The 16,796-nt window shown below is 60.3% G+C and carries 14 protein-coding genes; 9 read left to right on the top strand and 5 right to left on the bottom strand.

All coding sequences use genetic code 11. The features are described 5' to 3' along the window. The first annotated feature begins 242 nt into the window (after positions 1-242). Entirely contained in the window at positions 243-680 is a 438-nt protein-coding gene (uspA, locus tag GT756_RS19930) for a universal stress protein UspA (protein WP_004145166.1), read from the top strand. Between the two features lie 255 nt (positions 681-935). Next, positions 936-2,408 carry a dipeptide/tripeptide permease DtpB gene (gene dtpB / locus GT756_RS19925; protein WP_004204941.1) on the top strand — a complete coding sequence of 491 codons (1,473 nt, stop codon included), beginning with the start codon at positions 936-938 and terminating at the stop codon, positions 2,406-2,408. 145 nt (positions 2,409-2,553) lie between these two features. On the opposite strand, the gene rsmJ is transcribed toward dtpB, so the two are convergent. The 3 genes from rsmJ to GT756_RS19910 all read right to left on the bottom strand — a co-directional run bounded on the left by rsmJ (position 2,554) and on the right by GT756_RS19910 (position 6,810). Next, positions 2,554-3,306: a 16S rRNA (guanine(1516)-N(2))-methyltransferase RsmJ gene (rsmJ, locus tag GT756_RS19920; RefSeq protein ID WP_004204942.1), complete on the bottom strand. Its 753-nt coding sequence runs from the start codon at positions 3,304-3,306 to the stop codon at positions 2,554-2,556. Between the two features lie 7 nt (positions 3,307-3,313). Next, the gene (gene prlC / locus GT756_RS19915; protein WP_023291276.1) at positions 3,314-5,356 is read right to left on the bottom strand and encodes an oligopeptidase A; all 2,043 of its coding nucleotides are present in this window, start codon (positions 5,354-5,356) and stop codon (positions 3,314-3,316) included. Between the two features lie 182 nt (positions 5,357-5,538). Next, positions 5,539-6,810 (bottom strand): phosphatase PAP2 family protein, encoded by a 1,272-nt coding sequence (locus tag GT756_RS19910; RefSeq protein ID WP_160125023.1) that lies wholly within the window; start codon positions 6,808-6,810, stop codon positions 5,539-5,541. Between the two features lie 193 nt (positions 6,811-7,003). Here GT756_RS19910 and GT756_RS19905 point away from each other — a divergent pair, with 193 nt between their 5' ends. Beyond that, positions 7,004-7,846 (top strand): 23S rRNA (adenine(2030)-N(6))-methyltransferase RlmJ, encoded by an 843-nt coding sequence (locus tag GT756_RS19905; RefSeq protein ID WP_004204945.1) that lies wholly within the window; start codon positions 7,004-7,006, stop codon positions 7,844-7,846. Between the two features lie 72 nt (positions 7,847-7,918). Next, positions 7,919-9,271 carry a glutathione-disulfide reductase gene (gene gorA, locus GT756_RS19900; protein ID WP_053809892.1) on the top strand — a complete coding sequence of 451 codons (1,353 nt, stop codon included), beginning with the start codon at positions 7,919-7,921 and terminating at the stop codon, positions 9,269-9,271. A 53-nt stretch (positions 9,272-9,324) separates the two neighbouring features. Here gorA and GT756_RS19895 read toward each other — a convergent pair whose 3' ends face one another. Further along, positions 9,325-9,948: a glutathione S-transferase family protein gene (locus GT756_RS19895; RefSeq protein ID WP_023319290.1), complete on the bottom strand. Its 624-nt coding sequence runs from the start codon at positions 9,946-9,948 to the stop codon at positions 9,325-9,327. A 126-nt stretch (positions 9,949-10,074) separates the two neighbouring features. On the opposite strand from GT756_RS19895, the gene GT756_RS19890 reads away from it, so the two are divergent. The 3 genes from GT756_RS19890 (at position 10,075) to GT756_RS19880 (ending at position 13,721) form a co-directional block, all read left to right on the top strand. Further along, positions 10,075-11,223 carry an iron-containing alcohol dehydrogenase gene (locus tag GT756_RS19890; RefSeq protein WP_160125022.1) on the top strand — a complete coding sequence of 383 codons (1,149 nt, stop codon included), beginning with the start codon at positions 10,075-10,077 and terminating at the stop codon, positions 11,221-11,223. 239 nt (positions 11,224-11,462) lie between these two features. Continuing rightward, the gene (locus GT756_RS19885; protein WP_053809890.1) at positions 11,463-13,115 is read left to right on the top strand and encodes an alpha,alpha-trehalase; all 1,653 of its coding nucleotides are present in this window, start codon (positions 11,463-11,465) and stop codon (positions 13,113-13,115) included. A 66-nt stretch (positions 13,116-13,181) separates the two neighbouring features. Beyond that, a complete protein-coding gene (locus GT756_RS19880; protein ID WP_160125039.1) occupies positions 13,182-13,721 on the top strand; it encodes a GNAT family N-acetyltransferase in 540 nt (179 codons plus the stop codon). A gap of 12 nt (positions 13,722-13,733) precedes the next feature. Here GT756_RS19880 and GT756_RS19875 read toward each other — a convergent pair whose 3' ends face one another. After that, complete coding sequence (locus GT756_RS19875) at positions 13,734-14,492, bottom strand: SDR family NAD(P)-dependent oxidoreductase (protein ID WP_017900000.1); 759 nt, start codon at positions 14,490-14,492, stop codon at positions 13,734-13,736. 119 nt (positions 14,493-14,611) lie between these two features. Between GT756_RS19875 and GT756_RS19870 the strand changes: the two genes are divergently transcribed. Both GT756_RS19870 and yhjD read left to right on the top strand, forming a co-directional pair. Continuing rightward, a complete protein-coding gene (locus GT756_RS19870; protein ID WP_023319292.1) occupies positions 14,612-15,511 on the top strand; it encodes a LysR family transcriptional regulator in 900 nt (299 codons plus the stop codon). A 107-nt stretch (positions 15,512-15,618) separates the two neighbouring features. Beyond that, entirely contained in the window at positions 15,619-16,650 is a 1,032-nt protein-coding gene (gene yhjD / locus GT756_RS19865) for an inner membrane protein YhjD (protein ID WP_004204960.1), read from the top strand. The last annotated feature ends 146 nt before the right edge of the window (positions 16,651-16,796 follow it).

Here is a 16,796-nt window from a genome sequence, read left to right as displayed (position 1 = left end):
TTAATTTTTTTACCACAAGGTTATTCGTTATCAATACGTAAGACGGATAAATTTGTTTAGCTTTTAGGTGAACCCAGTGCATTGACGGAGTGCGGGGGGCGCTATAAGGTAAGAAATATCTTCTACAATGAAGTCCTTAAAGGCTACCCTCCCGCGAATGTAGCACGCAGGACGCGGGCGAAACGGCAGCGCCAGCTGTCAGGTCCAATGGTCATCGACAAACTTATGGAAGGAGTAACACTATGGCTTACAAACATATTCTGATTGCAGTAGACCTGTCCCCGGAGAGTAAAGTACTGGTTGAAAAAGCCGTTTCTATGGCCCGCCCTTATAACGCGAAAGTCTCCCTGATCCACGTGGATGTAAATTACTCCGACCTCTACACCGGGCTGATTGACGTGAACCTCGGCGATATGCAAAAACGCATCTCCGAAGAGACCCATCACGCGCTGACCGAGCTCTCAACCAACGCCGGCTACCCGATCACCGAGACCCTGAGCGGCAGCGGCGACCTCGGTCAGGTGCTGGTCGATGCGATTAAAAAATACGATATGGACCTGGTGGTCTGCGGCCATCATCAGGACTTCTGGAGCAAGCTGATGTCCTCTGCCCGTCAGCTGATCAACACCGTCCATGTCGACATGCTGATCGTCCCGCTGCGCGACGAAGAAGACGAATAACCCTCCCGTTGTGTCATGCCAGACGCCCGCCGCTGCGGGCGTTTTTATTTTCGCTTCTGCCCCGCCAGACAACAGAGATTAACTCCATAAAAAAGCTATTCAATTAGTGTGATCAGCCAGTTATTCACTAAAACATCTATATAATAATCTACTCATTAAGCCAATAACCGCAGCATGGCGAGTTATCAGACATTTTCGGCGCGTTCTGGCATACGCGTTCATACTTTTTGGGAAAGTAATACAAGGCGAAGGAATATGAATACAACTGCACCTACGGGTTTGCTGCAGCAACCTCGTCCGTTCTTCATGATCTTCTTTGTGGAGCTCTGGGAACGTTTTGGCTATTACGGCGTTCAGGGGATCCTGGCGGTCTTCTTTGTTAAACAGTTGGGCTTCTCTCAGGAACAGGCCTTTATCACCTTCGGCGCCTTCGCGGCGCTGGTTTACGGGCTGATCTCGATCGGCGGCTACGTGGGCGACCATCTTCTGGGGACCAAACGTACCCTGGTGCTCGGCGCGGTTGTGCTGGCTATCGGCTACTTTATGACCGGGATGTCGCTGCTGAAACCGCAGCTGATCTTTATCGCCCTCGGCACCATCGCCGTCGGCAACGGTTTGTTTAAAGCCAACCCGGCGAGCCTGCTGTCAAAATGCTATCCGCCGAAGGATGCCCGTCTCGACGGGGCGTTCACCCTGTTTTATATGTCGATAAACATCGGTTCGCTGCTGTCGCTGTCGCTGGCGCCGGTGATCGCGGAAAAGTTTGGCTACGCGGTGACCTATAACCTGTGCGGCGCGGGGCTGATTATCGCGCTGCTGGTCTACTTCGCCTGCCGCGGGATGGTGAAAGATATTGGCTCCGAGCCCGATCATCGCCCCCTCAGCCTGCGCAATCTGGCGCTGGTGCTGGCCGGTACGGTGGTAATGATTTTTCTCTGCGCCTGGCTGATGCATAACGTGATGATCGCCAACCTGGTGCTGATTGTCCTGTCGGTCGTGGTCATTGCGTTCTTTTTCCGCGAGGCGTTTCGCCTTGATAAAACCGGGCGCAACAAAATGTTCGTCGCCTTTATCCTGATGATCGAGGCGGTGCTGTTTTACATTCTCTACGCCCAGATGCCGACCTCGCTGAACTTCTTCGCCATCAACAACGTCCATCATCAGATCCTGGGTTTTACCATCAACCCGGTCAGCTTCCAGGCGCTGAACCCCTTCTGGGTGGTGGTAGCCAGCCCGGTGCTGGCGGCGATTTACACCCATCTCGGTCATAAGGGTAAAGACCTGACCATGCCGGTGAAATTTACCCTCGGGATGTTCCTCTGCGCGCTGGGCTTCCTGACCGCCGCGGCCGCCGGGATGTGGTTCGCCGACGCCCAGGGATTAACCTCGCCGTGGTTTATTGTGCTGGTTTATCTGTTCCAGAGCCTGGGCGAGCTGCTGATCAGCGCCCTGGGGCTGGCGATGGTCGCCGCGCTGGTGCCGCAGCATCTGATGGGCTTTATTCTGGGGATGTGGTTCCTGACCCAGGCCGCCGCGTTCCTGCTCGGCGGCTATGTGGCGACCTTCACCGCGGTGCCGGAAAATATCACCGACCCGCTGCAGACGCTGCCGGTTTACACCAGCGTGTTCAGTAAAATTGGCCTGGTGACCCTGGGGGTCACGGTGGTGATGGCGCTGATGGTGCCTTGGCTGAACCGGATGATTAATACCCCGGCCAGCGCCGAGTAACCGTTTAAGATGGCCGATCCGCACTGGCGCCGTTTGTTCAAATATTACGGTTCCCGGCTTGCGCTACGCTGAGCCGGGCTACAATGCGGTAGCCCGGATAAGGCGCGTTGCGCCGCTATCCGGGAGATACCACCACGGCGTAATATTACTCCGGTGTGCCGGCGTAGATATCAAACCGATGCCCTTTGGTCACCACCGCGTTCGGCGTGGCGACTTCCGCCAGCGGCGGCGCGTAATCCGGGCGCTTTACCACCACCCGTTTGGTCGCCAGCTGGCGCGCCGGGGCCAGCAGGCCATCGGCGTCTAAATCAGGCCCCACCAGCGACTGAAAAACGCGCATCTCTTTCTTCACCAGCGCGCTTTTCTGCTTATGCGGGAACATCGGGTCGAGGTAGACCACCTGCGGACGCGGGGTGATATCGGTCAGCGCCGTCAGGCTGGAGGCGTGGATCAGCTGCAGCCGCTCCTGCAGCCAGCCGCCGATTTCCGCATCGGCATAGCCGCGGGCCAGACCATCGTCGAGCAGCGCGGCGACCACCGGATTGCGCTCCAGCATCCGCACGCGGCAGCCGACCGACGCCAGCACGAAGGCATCGCGCCCCAGGCCGGCGGTGGCGTCAACCACATCCGGCAGATAATCGCCTTTAATGCCCACCGCTTTGGCTACCGCTTCACCGCGGCCGCCGCCAAACTTGCGCCGGTGGGCCATCGCCCCGCCGACGAAATCGACGAAGATACCGCCAAGCTTAGGCTCATCGCGCTTACGCAGCTCCAGATGCTCAGCGGTCAACACCAGCGCCATCAGGTTATCGTCATCCTGCTCCAGCCCCCAGCGGGCGGCTAAAACAGATAAGGCGCCGTCTCCGGCGCCCGTTTCATCAATTAAGCAGATCTTCACGTAGCAATCAGCCTTTGATCCCGTAATGCTCAAGCATCGCGTCCAGCTGCGGCTCGCGCCCGCGGAAGCGTTTGAACAGCACCATTGGCTCTTCGGAACCGCCGCGGCTCAGGATGTTGTCGAGGAACGACTGACCGGTTTCGCGGTTGAAAATCCCCTCTTCTTCGAAGCGTGAGAAGGCGTCTGCCGCCAGCACGTCGGCCCACAGGTAGCTGTAGTAACCCGCCGCGTAACCACCGGCGAAGATATGGCTGAAGGCGTGCGGGAAGCGGCCCCAGGTTGGACCCGGCACCACGGCGACCTGCTTTTTAATCTCCGCCAGGGTCTCAAGGATTTTCGCCCCCTGCTCCGGCTTGTACTCCGCGTGCAGGCGGAAATCGAACAGGCCGAACTCCAGCTGGCGCAGAATAAACATCGCCGCCTGGTAGTTTTTCGCCGCCAGCATTTTCTCCAGCAGCGCCTGCGGCAGCGGTTCACCGGTTTCATAATGACCGGAGATAAAGGCCAGCGCTTCCGGCTCCCAGCACCAGTTTTCCATAAACTGGCTCGGCAGCTCGACCGCGTCCCACGGCACCCCGCTGATGCCGGAAACCCCGGCGGTATCGATGCGGGTCAGCATATGATGCAGACCGTGGCCGAACTCGTGGAACAGGGTGATCACTTCGTCGTGGGTGAACAGCGCCGGTTTGCCGTTGACCGGACGGTTGAAGTTACAGGTCAGGTAGGCGACCGGCTTCTGCAGGGAGCCATCCAGCTTACGCATCTGGCCGACGCAGTCGTCCATCCACGCCCCGCCGCGCTTGTGCTCGCGGGCATACAGGTCGAGATAGAAGCTGCCGCGCAGCTCGTTGTGTTCGTCATACAGCTCGAAGAAGCGCACTTCTGGATGCCACACATCGACATCGGTACGCTCTTTGGCGGTAATGCCGTAAATGCGCTTCACCACTTCGAACAGACCGTTAACGGCTTTGTTTTCCGGGAAATAGGGGCGCAGCTGCTCATCGCTGATGCTGTAGAGATGCTGTTTCTGTTTTTCGCTGTAGTAAGCGATGTCCCACGGCTGCAGCTCTTCGACGCCGAACTCGGCTTTAGCGAAAGCGCGCAGCTGGGCCAGCTCTTTTTCGCCCTGTGGACGGGCGCGTTTTGCCAGGTCGGTGAGGAAGTCGAGCACCTGCTGCGGATCCTCCGCCATTTTGGTGGCGAGGGATTTAAAGGCGTAGCTGTCAAAGCCCAGCAGCTGCGCCAGCTCGTGGCGCAGAGCGAGGATCTCCGCCATCACCGGGCTGTTATCCCATTTCCCGGCGTTCGGCCCCTGATCGGAGGCGCGGGTGGAATAGGCGCGGTACATCTCTTCGCGCAGCGCCTGATTGTCGCAGTAGGTCATCACCGGCAGGTAGCTCGGGATATCCAGCGTCAGCAGATACCCTTCCTGCTCTTTGGCCTGGGCCTGCGCCTGAGCGGCGGCCAGCGCGCTTTCCGGCATACCGGCCAGATCGGCGACGTCGGTCACCAGCTTGTTCCAGCCCATGGTGGCGTCAAGAACGTTGTTGCTGTACTGGTTGCCCAGCTCAGAGAGGCGCGCGGCGATTTCACCGTAGCGTTTCTGTGCCTCCGGCGGCAGGCCAATACCGGATAATTCGAAATCGCGCAGCGCGTTATCAACCGCTTTTTTCTGCGCGGTATTCAGCGTGGCGTAGTTATCGCCATCGCGCAGGTCGCGGTAGGCTTTATACAGGCCTTCATGCTGGCCGACCCAGGTGCTGTACTCGGAGAGCAGCGGCAGCGTCTGTTCGTAGGCCTCGCGCAGTTCCGGGCTGTTTTTTACCGAATTGAGATGGCTGACAGGCGAGAAGATGCGTCCCAGCACATCGTCCACTTCCGCCAGCGGCTGGCAAAGATTTTCCCAGCTATACGGCGCGCCGTGCGCCACCGCGCTTTCCACTGCGGCCCGGCAATCCTCCAGCGCTTTGGTGACCGCGGGGACCACGTGCTCTGGTTTGATCGCAGAAAAAGGCGGCAGGGAAAAAGGCGTCAGTAATGGATTGGTCATATGCGCTGTCCTGTTGAAAAGGGTGAGTGAAGCGCGCGTCCGGCGCTTATGCATGAGATCTAGAATGGGGGATAGTTGGGGGAATTTCAATGACGGGCGGTGCGTCAGCCTGGGTATTGCTGCGATAAGTCCGCCCGTTGCCGGAAAAACGCGGCACGCGGTGCAGCGTGCCGGAAACCGCATTAATGCCCTTTTTGCGCCATTTCCCAGGCCGCCGACAGATTTACCCGCTGCCAGAACTGCTGCTCGGGGGTGGCGCCGGACAGCGGGTAGCCCGCCGGCAGCGCGGTATTGACCATCAGCGCCCGACGCTGGGCCGCAGACAGCTGCGGCAGGGCAGCCTCCAGCAGCACTTCCGCCCCCTTCGGCACCTGCAGGCGCGGCTGCGGCCCCGTCTGCCGCGGCAGGTCGTAGGTCATGGTGAAACGAGTGAAATCACGCATCGCCGGATCGCGCCAGGGATCGTCTTTCAGGCTGCTCTTCGCGCACTCGGCAAGCGATGTGCCGCAGGCTTTCGCCAGCGCGGCGCGCAGCTGATCGCGGGCTTCGTTAAATAATACCCGGTAGCGCGGATCGTTAAGATAATGGGCCACGTTGCGCTCGGCCACCATCCGCGAGCCGATCACATCCAGGGGATAGTGGACACCCAGCACGATGCGCGAATAGCCATAGCGTGCGCCGCGCGCCACCAGCGCGTCGTAGCGCTCCGGGATCATCGCCGCCAGCAGCAGCGCATCAGTATAGCCAGTGTTGGTGTGACCGCTGGGGAACGAGCCGCCGTCGGCGGTATAGGGCTGGTTATCCTTCACCACCACGTCGTCCGGCACCAGGTGAATGGTGTTGCCCTGCACCAGAAACGGCCGCGGATTGTTGTAGTGCTTTTTCGCCTCGCCGGTGCTGACCTCCGAGGCTTTGATCAGCGCCGCCGCTTTCCCTAGCGCGCCCTGGTCATAGGCGGTCAGAAACGCGTTGCCCAGCCGCGGCCCCAGCGCGTCGCTGAGGAAGTAGAGGTAGCTAATCCCTTCCGCATCGGCCAGCGCCTGACGGCGGGTGGTCTGTACGGCGTCGCGGTTAATGGCGGTGACCGTCGCCAGATTCTGCTGCACGACGGTCTCCCGCAGGCTGCTGAACGCCGACAGCAGCGCAACGCCCGCCTGCTGATTGGCCCGGGTCTGGAAGTCATAGCCGCTGGCCTTCAGCCATGCGGTATCGGCCTGGGTTGTGTTTTGTTTCGTGTGCGCCAGCCGATCGCGTGTCAGCGCGGCGGCATCCCCCTGCAGAGCGTGGCGCAGCTGCGCCAGCGCCTGTTGCTCAAGATCGTCATACGCCTGGCTGGAGGCAGCCGGCGTCACGCTATTGGCGAGGGCCGCCGCCCTGTTCAGCGGGATGTCTTTAGCCAGAACCGGTTGCGCCAGCAGCAGCGCCACGGCCAGCAGCGAGAGTTGATTTTTCATTATTTTTCCTTTTATTCAAACAATTACCTTGCCTGTATCCGACGCTAGCGCGGCCGTTTGACGCTTTTATGACATCGTTATGTTTTGCAACGCTTTTGGCAGAAATGAAACAGCGCGGCGGCGCAGCGGTAATCTCGGCCGATCTGCGGTAAACTATCGGTTAACTTGTTTATTTCCCGGAATCTCTGCATCCATGCTCAGTTATCGCCACAGCTTTCACGCAGGCAACCACGCCGACGTCCTCAAACACACCGTTCAGAGCCTGATCATCGAAGCGCTGAAAGAGAAAGAAAAACCGTTTCTCTACCTGGACACCCACGCCGGCGCGGGCCGCTATCAGCTGAGCGGCGAGCACGCCGAGCGTACCGGCGAGTATCTCGAAGGCATCGCCCGGATCTGGCAGCAGGACGACCTGCCGGCAGAGCTTGAGCCCTATATTTCGGTGGTCGAACACTTCAACCGTAACGGCCAGCTGCGCTACTACCCGGGCTCCCCGCTGATCGCCCGCCAGCTGCTCCGCGAGCAGGACAGCCTGCAGATGACCGAGCTGCACCCGAGCGACTTCCCGCTGCTGCGCGCCGAGTTCCAGAAAGACAGCCGCGCGCGCGTCGATAAAGCCGATGGCTACCAGCAGCTGAAAGCTAAGCTGCCGCCGGTCTCGCGCCGCGGTCTGATTCTGATCGACCCGCCGTACGAAATTAAAACCGACTATCAGGCGGTGGTGACCGGGATTAACGAAGGCTATAAACGCTTCGCCACCGGCACCTACGCGCTGTGGTATCCGGTGGTGCTGCGCGCGCAAATAAAACGCATGATCAAAGATTTAGAAGCCACAGGTATCCGCAAAATTCTGCAAATCGAGCTGGCGGTGCGTCCGGACAGCGACCAGCGCGGCATGACCGCCTCCGGGATGATCGTCATCAACCCGCCGTGGAAGCTGGAGCAGCAGATGAACAATGTGCTGCCGTGGCTACACAGCAAGCTGGTGCCGGCCGGTACCGGTCACACGACCGTCAGCTGGATCGTGCCGGAGTAATCGCAACCATCGGTGGAACCTTTTACGCCTCGCGCTACAATCGCGGCAATCAACGATTAAGGACATATGGGCATGAGCAAACATTATGATTACCTCGCCATCGGCGGCGGTAGCGGCGGTATCGCCTCGATTAACCGTGCGGCCATGTACGGCCAGAAGTGCGCGCTGATTGAAGCCAAAGCGCTGGGCGGCACCTGCGTCAACGTCGGCTGCGTGCCGAAAAAAGTGATGTGGCATGCGGCGCAGATCCGCGAAGCCATTCATCTTTACGGCCCGGACTACGGTTTCGATACCACCATCAACCATTTCGACTGGGAGAAGCTGGTCGCCAGCCGCAGCGCCTATATCGACCGCATTCATACCTCCTACGACAACGTGCTGGGTAAGAATAACGTCGACGTGATCAAAGGGTTTGCGCGCTTTGTCGATGCCCACACCGTGGAAGTGAACGGCGAGACCATTACCGCCGATCATATCCTGATCGCCACCGGCGGCCGTCCGAGCCACCCGAACATTCCGGGCGTGGAATACGGTATTGATTCCGACGGTTTCTTCGAACTGCCGGCGCTGCCGAAACGCGTGGCGGTGGTCGGCGCGGGCTACATCGCCGTTGAACTGGCGGGGGTGATTAACGGCCTCGGCGCTGAGACCCACCTGTTCGTGCGTAAGCACGCGCCGCTGCGCAGCTTCGATCCGCTGATCGTCGACACGCTGGTGGAAGTGATGAACGCCGAAGGTCCGCAGTTGCATACCAACGCCATCCCGAAAGCGGTGGTGAAGCATGCCGACGGTAGCCTGACCCTTGAGCTGGAAGATGGCCGCAGCCAGACCGTTGACTGCCTGATCTGGGCGATTGGCCGCGAACCGGCGACCGATAACTTCAACCTGGCGGCTACCGGCGTGAAAACCGACGATAAAGGCTACATCGTCGTCGATAAGTTCCAGAACACCAGCGTGCCGGGCATCTACGCCGTGGGCGATAACACTGGCGCCGTCGAACTGACCCCGGTGGCCGTGGCCGCAGGCCGTCGCCTCTCCGAACGCTTGTTTAACAACAAGCCGGAAGAGCATCTGGACTACAACAATATTCCGACCGTGGTCTTCAGCCACCCGCCTATCGGCACCGTCGGCTTAACCGAGCCGCAGGCGCGCGAGCAGTATGGCGACGACGCGGTGAAGGTCTACAAATCCTCCTTCACCGCGATGTACACCGCCGTCACCTCGCACCGCCAGCCGTGCCGCATGAAGCTGGTGTGCGTTGGCCCGGAAGAGAAGATTGTCGGCATCCACGGCATCGGCTTCGGAATGGATGAGATGCTGCAGGGCTTTGCGGTGGCGTTGAAGATGGGCGCTACCAAAAAAGACTTCGACAATACCGTCGCTATTCACCCGACGGCGGCAGAAGAGTTTGTCACCATGCGCTAACACGCGAGCGCCGGATGATAAAAAGAAGCCCTGAGGGGCTTCTTTTTTTATGCTCAGGCCACGCCGTTATTGCCATGGCGCATAAACGCCGGGCGCTGATTGAGCGCCATATACCAGCGCTCCACGGCCGGCATTTCCGGATGCGCAAAGGGCGTCATCTTCCAGCGATGCACCGACAGCCCCAGCACGATATCGGCCAGGGTGAAGCGCTCGCCGGCTATCCACGCCCCGGTACGCTGCAACTGCGCCTCGACAATGCGCACACAGTGGGTCCAGGTGGCAATGCTCTCTTTAATCGCCGCCGGATCCTGAAAGCGAGGATCTTTACGCACCAGCCCCATAAAGGCATGGCGCCAGGCATTATTGAACTCGGTCGCCTGCCAGTCCATCCAGTGCTCCACCTCGGCGGCGGGCTGCGGCTCAGCGGGCAGCAGATCCCAGCGCTCCGCTTTCCGCGCCAGATAGCGGCAGATGCTATTCGACTCCCAGAGCACAAAGTCATCGTCCAGCAGCACCGGCACCAGGCTGTTAGGATTCAGGCGCTGAAATTCAGGGGTGTCCAGGGGCTTAAACCCGCTGCCGTAATCCTCCTGCTGGTACGCCAGCCCGATCTCCTCGCAGGTCCACAGCACTTTCCGTACATTGATTGAAGAGCGTTTGCCCAGAATTGTTAGCATCGTCAGCGATTCCTCAGCCATAAAAGACAGTTCATTCACTCTACTCTATTGCCAGCCAGCAACAAGGCAGAGCGCTGGATAATGTGTATAGTTGATTCCAGCCTGTTTGCCGAAAAGGAACCCGACATGTTGACCCCTTTTACCGTTTTGATGCCCGCCAATATTCGTTTTGGTCGCGGTCAGGCCCAGAGCGCCGCCCCCTGGCTGGCGCAGCAGGGTGGTCCCATTCTGCTGGTGCATGGCGCCAGCCCGCAGCGGGCGGCGTTTCTCCGCCAGCAGCTGGAGGCGCTGCAGCTTGCAGTCACGACGCTGGCGATAAGTCGCGAACCCTGGCTTAGCGATATTGAGCAGGGCGTCCAGCTGGCGCGCGAAAAAGGGATCAGGGCGGTGGTCAGCCTCGGCGGCGGCGCGGTGATTGACGCCGGTAAGGCGATTGCGGCGCAGGTCCCCGCCACCGGCCCGGTGATCGACTATCTGGAGGTGGTGGGAACGGGCCGTCAGCTGGAAGCCAGTCCCCTGCCGTTCGTGGCGATCCCCACCACCGCCGGGACGGGCGCGGAGGTTACCAAAAATGCGGTGATCAACGTTCCGGAACAGCAGCGGAAGGTGAGCCTGCGCGACGACCGGATGCTGCCTGACCTGGCGATTGTCGACCCGGCGCTAACCGACAACGCGCCGCGGAGTATCACCCTGAGCTCCGGCCTTGACGCCCTGACCCAGGTGATAGAGCCGTGGCTCTGCAGCCGGGCCACCCCTTTCACCGACGCCCTCTGTCAACAGGCGATCCCGCGGGGTATCCGCGCGCTGAAGGTTCTGATGGAAAAAGAGTGCCCGGCCAGCCGCGACGAGATGGCCTGGGTCAGCCTGTGCGGCGGACTGGCGCTGGCGAACGCCGGGCTGGGGGTGATCCACGGCCTCGCCGGCCCGTTGGGCGGCCTGAGCCGCGCCTCGCACGGTGCCCTGTGCGGCAGCCTGCTGCCGTTTGGGCTGGCGCTGAATGAGTCGCAGATAAACGACCCCGCCCTGCGCCAGCGCTTCAACGACGTTCGCCGCTGGCTGGCCGACGGGCTGGAGGTCCCGGCGGATCGGGTCTGGGACAGTCTGCGGGAATGGAGCCTTCGCGCCGGTCTCGGCACCCTGCGCGACCTCGGCGTGGCGCGCGACGCGCTGGAGCCGGCGGCGCTGGCCGCCAGCACCTCCTCATCCATGAAGGCCAATCCGGTCAGCCTGAGCAGCGAACAGCTGCTGGAGATGCTGGAGGCGGCGTGGGAGTGAGCGCCCCGGGATAAAATTTTGTTGCATAATGAATGCTCCGAATTTTATCTTCGCCCAAGCGCGGACTTATTAATGATTTATCAAGGCTTTACTTAAAAATCACGGCGTCCCCTGCAGGCGGAAAAGCGTGATCTAACGCACAGTTTGCTTCACACTCACCGAAGCGACTGTCTACGCTTAAAAGACAAGGCCGGGTACGCCCGGCCGCGAACTCACGCTATCCGGAGGTCCGTATCGCTATGTTCAGCCAGAAATTACGCCACGTTGAAGACGACGAGTTAAGGATCGACATCGATCCCTGCTACGAAGCCGATCCGTACGAATTAAAGCTGGATGAGATGATTGACGCTGAACCGGAGCCTGAGGTGATCGAGGGGCTTCCGGCGTCTGACGCCCTCACCCCGGCGGATCGCTATCTTGAGCTGTTTACCAACGTGCAGAAATCACGCATTTTTGCCGACAGCAAAACGTTTCCCGACTGCGCGCCGAAGCACGACCCGCTGGACATCCTGCGGAACTACCGGAAGGTCAAACGTCAGCCCAATTTCGATCTACGGCAGTTCGTTGAGGACAACTTCTGGCTGCCGGAGAGCCAGACCGACGTTTACACCTCCGACCCCAACCTGACGCTGAAAGAGCACATCGATAAGCTGTGGCCGGTGCTGACCCGCGAGCCTCAGGATCATATCCCCTGGTCGTCGCTGCTGGCGCTGCCGCAGGCCTATATCGTCCCCGGCGGCCGCTTTAGCGAAACCTATTACTGGGACTCTTATTTCACCATGCTGGGGCTGGCGGAGAGCGGCCGGGAAGATCTGCTGAAATGCATGGCCGATAACTTCGCCTGGCTGATTGAAACCTACGGTCATATTCCGAACGGCAACCGCACCTACTACCTCAGCCGCTCGCAGCCACCGGTGTTCGCCCTGATGGTCGAACTTTTTGAAGAGGACGGCGTGCGCGGCGCGAAGCGCTATCTGGATCATCTGAAGATGGAGCACGCCTTCTGGATGGACGGCGCCGAGTCGCTGATCCCGCATCAGGCGTATCGGCACGTGGTGCGCATGCCGGATGGCTCCCTGCTCAATCGCTACTGGGACGATCGGGACACGCCGCGGGATGAATCGTGGCGCGAGGACGTGGAGACCGCCCGCCACTCGGGACGGCCGGCTAATGAAGTCTACCGCGATCTGCGGGCGGGCGCCGCGTCCGGCTGGGACTACTCCAGCCGCTGGCTGCGGGATATCACGCGGCTGGCCAGTATCCGTACCACGCAGTTTATCCCCATCGACCTGAACGCCTTCCTGTTCAAGCTGGAGACGACCATCGCCAACCTCTCCGGGCTGAAGGGCGATCGCGAGACGGAAGCAGCCTTCCGCCAGAAGGCTCAGGATCGGCGGGCGGCGGTTAACCGCTACCTGTGGGACGATGAGAACGGCTGTTTTCGCGATTATGACTGGCGCCGCGAACAGCTGGCGCTGTTTTCCGCCGCCAGCATTGTCACCCTTTACGTCGGCCTGGCGACCCACGAACAGGCGGAACGCCTTGCCGATGCGGTGCGGGCCCGCCTGCTCACCCCCGGAGGGATCATGGCCACCGAATACGAAAGCGGCGAGCAGTGGGATAAACCCAACGGCTGGGCGCCGCTACAGTGGATGGCGGTGCAGGGATTTAAACGCTACGGTCAGGATCCGTTGGGAGATGAGATCGCCTGGAGCTGGCTGCAGACGGTCAACCACTTCTACAAGCAGCACCACAAGCTGATTGAGAAATACCACATCGCCACCGGCGTGCCGCATGAGGGCGGCGGCGGGGAGTATCCCCTGCAGGATGGCTTCGGCTGGACCAACGGCGTGGTGCGCCGGCTGATTGGCCTGTACGGTGAGCCAACCTAGTCGGGCTGTTCCCGGCGGCCTTCTCCTGCTATGTTCAGGGGATTCGCCCTGCCCGGAATGACGCTTATGCCTGAACTTCTGACGCCGCGCCTGCGCTGCTCACCGCTGCAGCTGGACGACTGGTCGTTTTTTCTTTCCCTGCAGCAGGATCCGCAGGTCATGCTCTATGTGGCCGACCCCCGGCCGCAGGCGGCCATCCGCGAGGCGTTCGATTCGCGGCTGCCGCCGTGGACGCCCGGGGATGCACACTGGCTGTGCCTGGTGGTGCGCGACAGGCTGACCCATACCCCGCTCGGCCTCACCGGTTACCTACATCATCAGCGCGACATAGCCGAGGTCGGCTTTCTCTTCGCCCCGGCGGCGCAGGGCCGGGGCTACGGCTACGAATCGCTGCGCGCGCTGTGCGACTACGCCTTCACCACCGGCGGCGTCCGCCGCCTGACCGCCACCGTCACCGCCGGCAACGAGGCGTCTAAGCAGTTACTGCTCAAAGCCGGGTTCCGGCTGGAGGGGGAGCTGCGGGAGAACTACTGGCTCAACGGACGCTGGCACAACGACTGGCTGTTCGGTCGGCTGCGCCCTAGCGCGCCGCCGCTCACGGTCTGACGACAGCGGGGTTCAGAGGAACATCCCTCCCGAGACTTCCACACGCTGCGCGTTCATCCACGCCAGCTCATCGCTGAGCAGGGCGGCGATGGCGTCGCCGATATCATCCGGTAGCCCGACGCGCCCCAGCGCGGTCTGGGCGGCGATATGCCGATTCACCTCGGCGTTATCACGCACCTCCCCGCCGCCAAAATCGGTCTCAATGGCCCCCGGCGCGATGATGTTCACCGATATCCCCCGTCCGCCCAGCTCTTTCGCCTGATAGCGGGTCAGGACCTCCATCGCCCCCTTCATCGCGGCGTAGGCCGCATAGCCCGGCAGGGCAAAGCGCGCCAGGCCGCTGGAGACATTAAGGATCCGCCCCCCGTCCTGCAGGAGGGGCAGCAGCCGCTGGGTCAGAAAAAACGGCCCTTTGAACTGGATGTTCATCAGCTCGTCAAACTGCGCTTCACTGGTCTCGGCGAAGGGGACGTTGAGGCCGATCCCAGCGTTGTTCAGTAAATAATCAAAGGTAGTGCGTCCCCACTTCTGCGCCAGCACCTGCGCCACCTCGCTGGCAAAGGCGTCGAATGTTGAGGAATCGCCGACGTTCAGCGCCAATGCTGCCGCCTTGACCCCTTTTTGCTCAATCTCCGCCACCACATCAAGAGCCGCCTGGCGGTTGCTGTGATAGGTCAGAAGAATGTCGGTTCCCTTCGCCGCCAGCTTCAACGCGGCGTTTTTACCCAGGCCACGGCTGCCGCCGGTCACTAAAGCGATACGTTGTGTCATCAGAAGACCCCTTTCAGGTTGCGTTGTGATTGTGTCCTAGCTTATTAACTGCCAGTAAAACAATAAATACGCTACATTACGTTTTACTGTTTCATTCACAACAACAATAGGCCATGAGCATGGATAAAATTCATGCAATGCAGTTATTCATTCGCGTAGCGGATCTGGAGAGCTTCTCCCGCGCCGCCGAGACCCTGGCGCTGCCGAAAGGCAGCGTCTCGCGGCAGATTCAGGCCCTGGAAAGCCATCTTGGCGTGCGGCTCCTGCACCGTACCACCCGTCGGGTTCAACTCACCCAGGATGGGATGGTCTACTACGAGCGGGCGAAGGATCTGCTGAGCAATCTCGACGAACTGGACGGGATGTTCCAGCACGATCCGGCGAGCATCAGCGGTCGGCTGCGGGTGGATATGCCGGTCGGTTTTGCCAAAAAGCTGGTGATCCCGCATCTGCCGACTTTTTTGCAGCAGTATCCGGGCATCGAACTGGAGCTGAGCAGCAGCGACCGGCTGGTGGACGTGATCCGCGAGGGGTTTGACTGCGTGGTGCGCGTCGGCGCGCTCAAAGACTCCGGGCTTATCGCCCGCCCGCTGGGCAAGCTGACGCAAATTAACTGCGCCAGTCCGGACTACCTGGCCCGTTTTGGCTACCCGCAATCCCTGGAGGATCTGGCGGATCATGCCCTGATCCACTACGCCAGCACTCTCGGAGTCCGTCCTTCCGGCTTCGAGGTGGTGATCGACGGCGCCGTGCGCTGGGTAAAAAGCGGCGGCATATTGACGGTCAACAGCACGGAAACCTATCAGGCGGCCTGTATCGCCGGGCTGGGAATTATTCAGGTGCCGCGCACCGGCGTGCGCGAGGCGTTACGCGCCGGCGAACTGATCGAGATCCTGCCCCAGTACCGCGCTGAGCCGCTGCCGGTCTCGCTTATTTACCCGCACCGGCGCAACCTCTCCCGCCGCGTGCATCTGTTTATGGAGTGGCTGGGTAGCCTGATGAAAGATTACGTCGATTGATCCGCACGAAGGATGAACGGGGGGGCGGGCAGATGCGTTCCTGCAGGATACGGCATTTAAGGTATACTTTTTGCTGAATCTCGCGGTAAAAAAGGAAGAAATTACGTATGACGCCGGAAAACGACGATCGACGCCCACCACAGGAACCGGACACGCAGCCGGAGAAAAGCAAAAGCCCCCTCGACGCCCTCAATGACACGGCCGTCGGCCAAAAAGCCAGCCAGGCGCTGAAGACCGTCACCGGAACGGCGGCTAAAGTGCAGCGCAACCCGGTGATCGCCCACCTGCTACGCGCCGCAGAGCGCTTCAACGACCGGCTGGGAAATCAGTTCGGCGCGGCCATCACCTATTTCTCGTTCCTGTCGATGATCCCGATCCTGATGGTCTCATTTGCCGCCGCCGGCTTCGTTCTGGCCTGGCATCCGACCCTGCTGCAGGACATTTTCGACAAAATTCTGCAAAACGTCAGCGACCCGACGCTGGCGGCGACGCTGAAAAACACCATCAACACCGCGGTGCAGCAGCGTACCGCCGTCGGTGTGGTCGGCCTGCTGGTGGCGCTCTATTCCGGTATTAACTGGATGGGCAACCTGCGCGAAGCGATCCGCGCTCAGTCACGCGACGTCTGGGAGCGCCGGCCGCAGGACGAGGAGAAAATCTGGATAAAATACTTCCGCGATCTTATCTCGCTGATCGGTCTGCTGGTGGCGCTGATTATTACGCTGTCGATCACCTCTGTCGCCGGTTCCGCCCAGCAGTTGATTATCTCCGCGCTGTATCTGGACAATATTGAATGGCTGAAACCCGCCTGGCGGCTGATCGGTCTCGCCATCTCTATTTTTGCCAACTATCTGCTCTTTTTCTGGATCTTCTGGCGGCTGCCGCGCCATCGTCCGCGGCGCAAGGCCCTGTTTCGCGGCACGCTTATCGCGGCGATTGGCTTTGAAATCATCAAAATCGTCATGACCTGGACGCTGCCGGCGCTGGTGAAATCCCCCTCCGGGGCGGCGTTCGGATCGGTGCTCGGGCTGATGGCCTTTTTCTATTTCTTTGCCCGCCTGACGCTGTTCTGCGCCGCGTGGATCGCCACCGCGGAGTATAAAGACGACCGACGGATGCCGGGCAAAACCCACCGCTGACGTATTGCGAGGATGAATAAAAGAGGCAAAATTCATCCTCGCGCTTGATTTCAGCAGATAAATCCAGCGCGTAACTTTTATTTAACGAAAAACTGGTTTTATTCTCTATCCTTTTAATTGTGTGAAGCATTTCATAGAACTATTTT

Source organism: Klebsiella sp. Q2 (assembly GCF_009900705.1).
GTDB classification, from domain to species: domain Bacteria; phylum Pseudomonadota; class Gammaproteobacteria; order Enterobacterales; family Enterobacteriaceae; genus Klebsiella; species Klebsiella quasipneumoniae.
The sequence above is the reverse complement of the archived record's forward strand: the minus strand, read 5'-3'. Positions and strand labels throughout refer to the sequence as shown.

Bases quoted from the DNA above. Each gene is read 5' to 3' on its own strand.
- uspA (WP_004145166.1), top strand. From the start codon at position 243: ATGGCTTACAAACATATTCTGATTGCAGTAGACCTGTCCCCGGAGAGT.
- dtpB (WP_004204941.1), top strand. From the start codon at position 936: ATGAATACAACTGCACCTACGGGTTTGCTGCAGCAACCTCGTCCGTTC.
- prlC (WP_023291276.1), bottom strand. From the start codon at position 5,356: ATGACCAATCCATTACTGACGCCTTTTTCCCTGCCGCCTTTTTCTGCG.
- GT756_RS19910 (WP_160125023.1), bottom strand. From the start codon at position 6,810: ATGAAAAATCAACTCTCGCTGCTGGCCGTGGCGCTGCTGCTGGCGCAA.
- GT756_RS19905 (WP_004204945.1), top strand. From the start codon at position 7,004: ATGCTCAGTTATCGCCACAGCTTTCACGCAGGCAACCACGCCGACGTC.
- gorA (WP_053809892.1), top strand. From the start codon at position 7,919: ATGAGCAAACATTATGATTACCTCGCCATCGGCGGCGGTAGCGGCGGT.
- GT756_RS19895 (WP_023319290.1), bottom strand. From the start codon at position 9,948: ATGCTAACAATTCTGGGCAAACGCTCTTCAATCAATGTACGGAAAGTG.
- GT756_RS19890 (WP_160125022.1), top strand. From the start codon at position 10,075: ATGTTGACCCCTTTTACCGTTTTGATGCCCGCCAATATTCGTTTTGGT.
- GT756_RS19885 (WP_053809890.1), top strand. From the start codon at position 11,463: ATGTTCAGCCAGAAATTACGCCACGTTGAAGACGACGAGTTAAGGATC.
- GT756_RS19880 (WP_160125039.1), top strand. From the start codon at position 13,182: ATGCCTGAACTTCTGACGCCGCGCCTGCGCTGCTCACCGCTGCAGCTG.
- GT756_RS19875 (WP_017900000.1), bottom strand. From the start codon at position 14,492: ATGACACAACGTATCGCTTTAGTGACCGGCGGCAGCCGTGGCCTGGGT.
- GT756_RS19870 (WP_023319292.1), top strand. From the start codon at position 14,612: ATGGATAAAATTCATGCAATGCAGTTATTCATTCGCGTAGCGGATCTG.
- yhjD (WP_004204960.1), top strand. From the start codon at position 15,619: ATGACGCCGGAAAACGACGATCGACGCCCACCACAGGAACCGGACACG.